The organism is Candidatus Hydrogenedentota bacterium (genome assembly GCA_018005585.1).
Classification (GTDB): domain Bacteria; phylum Hydrogenedentota; class Hydrogenedentia; order Hydrogenedentales; family JAGMZX01; genus JAGMZX01.
Genome location: JAGMZX010000087.1, coordinates 19,266 through 23,290, shown reverse-complemented (window position 1 = coordinate 23,290; position 4,025 = coordinate 19,266). Strand labels below are relative to the sequence as shown.

The following is a 4,025-nucleotide window of genomic DNA, read 5'->3' as shown; positions in this document are numbered from 1 at the left end:
AAGCGCGAAGGTCGCCGGATGCTCCGGTTCCACCCGCAACCGCACGTGCCCATCGCTTGGGTAAACGGTCTCCTGCTTCAGCACGACCGCCACGCCCTCTTTCGTCGCGAACCGGACCGTTGACGGCGTGTAGAGGTTCACCGCAACACCGTCCCCGCTGGTATAAGCAATCATCTGGGGCAATTCCGCAACGATCCTGCGGTAATTGCAGGGACAACAGTACGTGTCGCCGTCGAAATAGACCCGTTCGCCCTCGAGTGGCGTGTAGTAACGGATGCGGCGGCCGTCCGGCGACTGCGCACCGAACAGCGCATTGTAGACCGCCCGCTCCATGAGGTCGCCATTAAGCGGGTCGCCTTCCATGCGCAGCAGTTCGTCCCACCAGCGGACCAGGTACGCCGTGGCGCAAGTCTCGCCGAGGTTTGCCGCTCCTTCCTGCGTGTCATGCCAGCACTCGTGTTGCCCGCACGTGCCCGTGATGGCGAGACCGTCTCCCGCAAGCAGGAATTCCATCGCGCGTTGCGTTGTCCGCGGCAAGGCCTCATCTGGTTGGAGGCGGTACAGCCGCAATTGGGCGATGCTGCGGCACAAATACGCGTATGCGTGTCCCTGGATCTGTCCCCATCGCCCTTTCACGACTGGGCCGTCCCACTCCGCCAATTTTCGCATGTTTGTGCAGAAATTGAGATATTTCAGATCGTTTGTGGCGCCGTAAAGCGCGAGCATCGCATTCTCGATGCCTGTTACGGCCATGTACACGGTGATTTCGCCTCCCCCCGGCTCCCGGTCCGGCTCAGCCGTCCAGCGTGCGATGATGTAGTCAGCGGCTTTCCGCGCGGCATCAAGTGACACGCTTTCCTGAAAGAACCGGTAGTCCATGGTCAGCCCGTAGATGAGGTAGGCCATCTCGTGAATGTCCCACAACGACCACATCCGCGCTTCCGGCACAAAGAAACCTATGTAGCCATCGGGCTCCTGCAAGCGCGTGATTTCGCCAATAACGGTCTTCTTTTTCTCGACTACGCGCACGTCCGCCGAATAGGCTGCGAACCGGACCAGCGCATCGACAGTCTTGCCCAGGCCCACGTAGCCGCTCCGCGCTTTGCGGTCCCGGAATGGCTGCAAGAAATCGCCATCCAGGTCCATCACGAGCAGGTTGTTTTCAATCGTGGCGCCGATCCGTTGGCCGAACTCTCCGCCGACCTCGACCTGCCCGATATCGATGGCCGAGAACACGTCGGCGGCGCCTGTCAGCGCCTGCATGATTGCCATCCCCATGACAAGCACTTTCACCCTGTTTTGCATGACTCTGGTCATCCTTTCTGGTGCTGCATCACGCCGTCAATCTGCCCGCCGCGTCAGGCCCAGACCACACAAGGGAAGAATCTCCGTCGCCTCACGGCGGCCATAGTTGAACACCAGGAACCCGCCGGTGTCCAGCTTGCGCGTGATGGCAACCTGCTCGATCAGGCGCTCGATGCCTTCCGAATCCGGCCACACGCTCAAGCCAATGCCCGGATAGCACGGTGTCTTGCCCGCCCACGCCCGCTGCTGCCGGACCATGCGCTCGAAATCGCCATCAAAAGCGGTGTAATCCATGGGGCACACAAAATCAACGTAGCCCTTCTCGCACCAGAGCAGCCAGTCCTGCCCGACCGCGTCCCGGTCCACCGCGGCGTTGCGGAACACGGCGGCCGACACCTTCATGCCCGGCTTCCGGCCGCGTATCGCCTCACCGACGCTTGCGACAACACGCGTAATCTGGTCGCGCCTGAACTGCAGCCACCGCGTATTCAGAACCGTGCCCTCCGCCACATCCTGAGGCCAGCGCTCGATTGTGCGGCCGATAGCCGCTTCAAAACGCCGCCTGCAGCCCTGGCAATAACATGCGTTGCGGTCCGGATAGCGGATATAGTCGAAATGCACACCGTCCACGTCGTATTTCTCAGCCACTTCAAGCATCGCATCGATTTCTAGTTGCTGGTTATCCGGATGAGACGGGCACAACCATTCGGCCCGAACGGTGCCGTCCCGGTTCACCTGTGTCCGGCCAGCGGCCTGCATCTGCTCGATAAACGCCGCGGGCGCGCGGCCGCCCGTGTACCAGTTCACTTTCCAGACATGGCATTCGATCCCGTATTTCCGGCACGCCGCCAGACACGCCGCCGCCTGGTCTCCGCGCCCGGCCACTTCGGGCGCGACCGGTAGCACATCGCTTGGGTAATACGCGACGCCGCCCCACATCAGGTTGGGAAAGACAGCCGTAAAGCCGTTCTCCGCAAGGATGCGCGCCGCCGCATCCCATGTCAGGCCCTCCACGCCGAATGCGTCATGGCACCAGAACCCGCGGAACTCGTTGAGCAGCGGCGTCTGCACCGCGCACCACGCGCGCGTCAGGTCGTCATGTGACCGCCGTGCAGAGCCTATGGCCTCCACGTGCCTCCCCGCCGCGATCAGGCCTTGCGCCTCACGGTAAGTTGCTTCGGCTTTGGCAAGCAGTTCCTCCCCTGCCCCATTGCGGGAGCGTTCCCGAATTCCGCGCCGCGCCGCGTCGTAGCCCGAAAACGGCCCCACAATCCCGGCGTGAGAAAGATACGCCGCGGCTGCCTGCTCCCAGCTCTCCGGCACGAACTGCCCGATCATCGACAGGAGCAAGAGTGCCTTGTTGGCCGCGTCGTCGCCCAGCAAGATGTGCGTCATGTGCGCGGCTTTTTCCGTCACCACGATTGCGGGAAGATTCGTCGCGCTGTCTTCGGCATTCCACCATGCCGCAGCGACGCGGCCGCCGGTCCACTCGATGATGTTCCACGACGCCTGCGCTGTCTTCGCGGGCAAGCCGTTGAGCGGCTGGTCCGTCGGGCGGATGGACGCAAAGTACCCCGGGTAAGCCGCAGGCACGTGTCTGCCCGCCTGCAGTCCGACGGTTTCCGCCAGTGCGGCTGGCAACACGTAAAAGGAGACGATCTTGCCCCCGCCTTTGACGAAGACGTCGAGCGCCTGCATCGCCTGTGCACACATGACGGGGTTGTAGGGCAGGACCGCGACTCGTTTGCCTTCGAGCAGCGCCGGGGTCAGGTCCAGGTCACTGATCGCGGCAAAGGGTATGCCCAAATCGTCAAGAAGACACCCGACCCGTTGCGCTGCGTCCTTGACGGTGCGCGCATCCCGCCCCGCTGACTCCGCGCGCACTACGGCGATTGCCCCCGTGGAGGGGACAACGGCAAACCCGGCAACGTAGAGAGCCGTATCTTCACTGGCGCCGCGCCAGACGGAAAAGCGCACCCTGTCGATTTGCTTCCAGCCCGGCGCGTCCCCCTCCGTCGCCGTGTCCAGCTTGTCAGCCGTCACCGTGCACCATTTCTCCGCGGCTTCGAGCGAAAACGGCGTTGAATACCAGTGTTCGCCGCTCCTGAAATAGAGCGTGAAGCCGCCAATGGGGCTGGGATCGCCGCAGTAGAGATGAAACCGCACGCCGCGTGCCTCGGCAAGGTCCAGCGTGACATCCGCATCCCAATAGGCGCGCTCGATACCCGACGAGAAATTGCAGGGCAGACGCACGACCGCTTTGCCGCCTACCTCGACATCGCTGGCCGCAACCGTACCCGTGCCGGGCCGCCACGTGTCCGCTGCGACAAGAGAGGGCAACAAGAACTCCCCGGCCTCCGCCGCCGTCAATTCAGGCGTCAGCGCCGCAAAGGCCGCCATCGTCAGTAGTATCCGTCGCATCAAGCCTCCGATATTGCCTGTTCTCCCTGTCTTCACAAACAATAAGCACCACGCCCGGCACGGTGCGCCCTTACCGAACCGGATATTCCGGACTTTTCGCGCGCAGGAATGCACACGATTATTACGGCTCCGGCGCTGCGGCAGCCACCGGCGAATCCGGCGCGTGATAGAGCCCCGGATAACCGATGGCATACAGGCCGCCCACGGGCATGGGCAGCGTGCCGCCGGGCGCGGCCTCGCCAAACATGACCTTCACCGCGGCTTCCAGGCTGATGGGCACGGGGCTGTTCGCCGCGACA

The 4,025-nt window shown here is 63.3% G+C and carries 2 protein-coding genes; both read right to left on the bottom strand.

The window, feature by feature from the left end; all coding sequences use genetic code 11:
- Positions 1–1,305 (bottom strand): glycoside hydrolase family 127 protein (locus KA184_14810; protein ID MBP8130847.1); only part of this gene is annotated, 1,305 nt, incomplete at its 3' end.
- 36 nt (positions 1,306–1,341) lie between these two features.
- Positions 1,342–3,726: a family 10 glycosylhydrolase gene (locus tag KA184_14805; protein MBP8130846.1), complete on the bottom strand. Its 2,385-nt coding sequence runs from the start codon at positions 3,724–3,726 to the stop codon at positions 1,342–1,344.
- Between the last annotated feature and the right edge of the window lie 299 nt (positions 3,727–4,025).

Coding starts and splice junctions, on each gene's coding strand:
- KA184_14805 (MBP8130846.1), bottom strand. CDS start 3,726: ATGCGACGGATACTACTGACGATGGCGGCCTTTGCGGCGCTGACGCCT.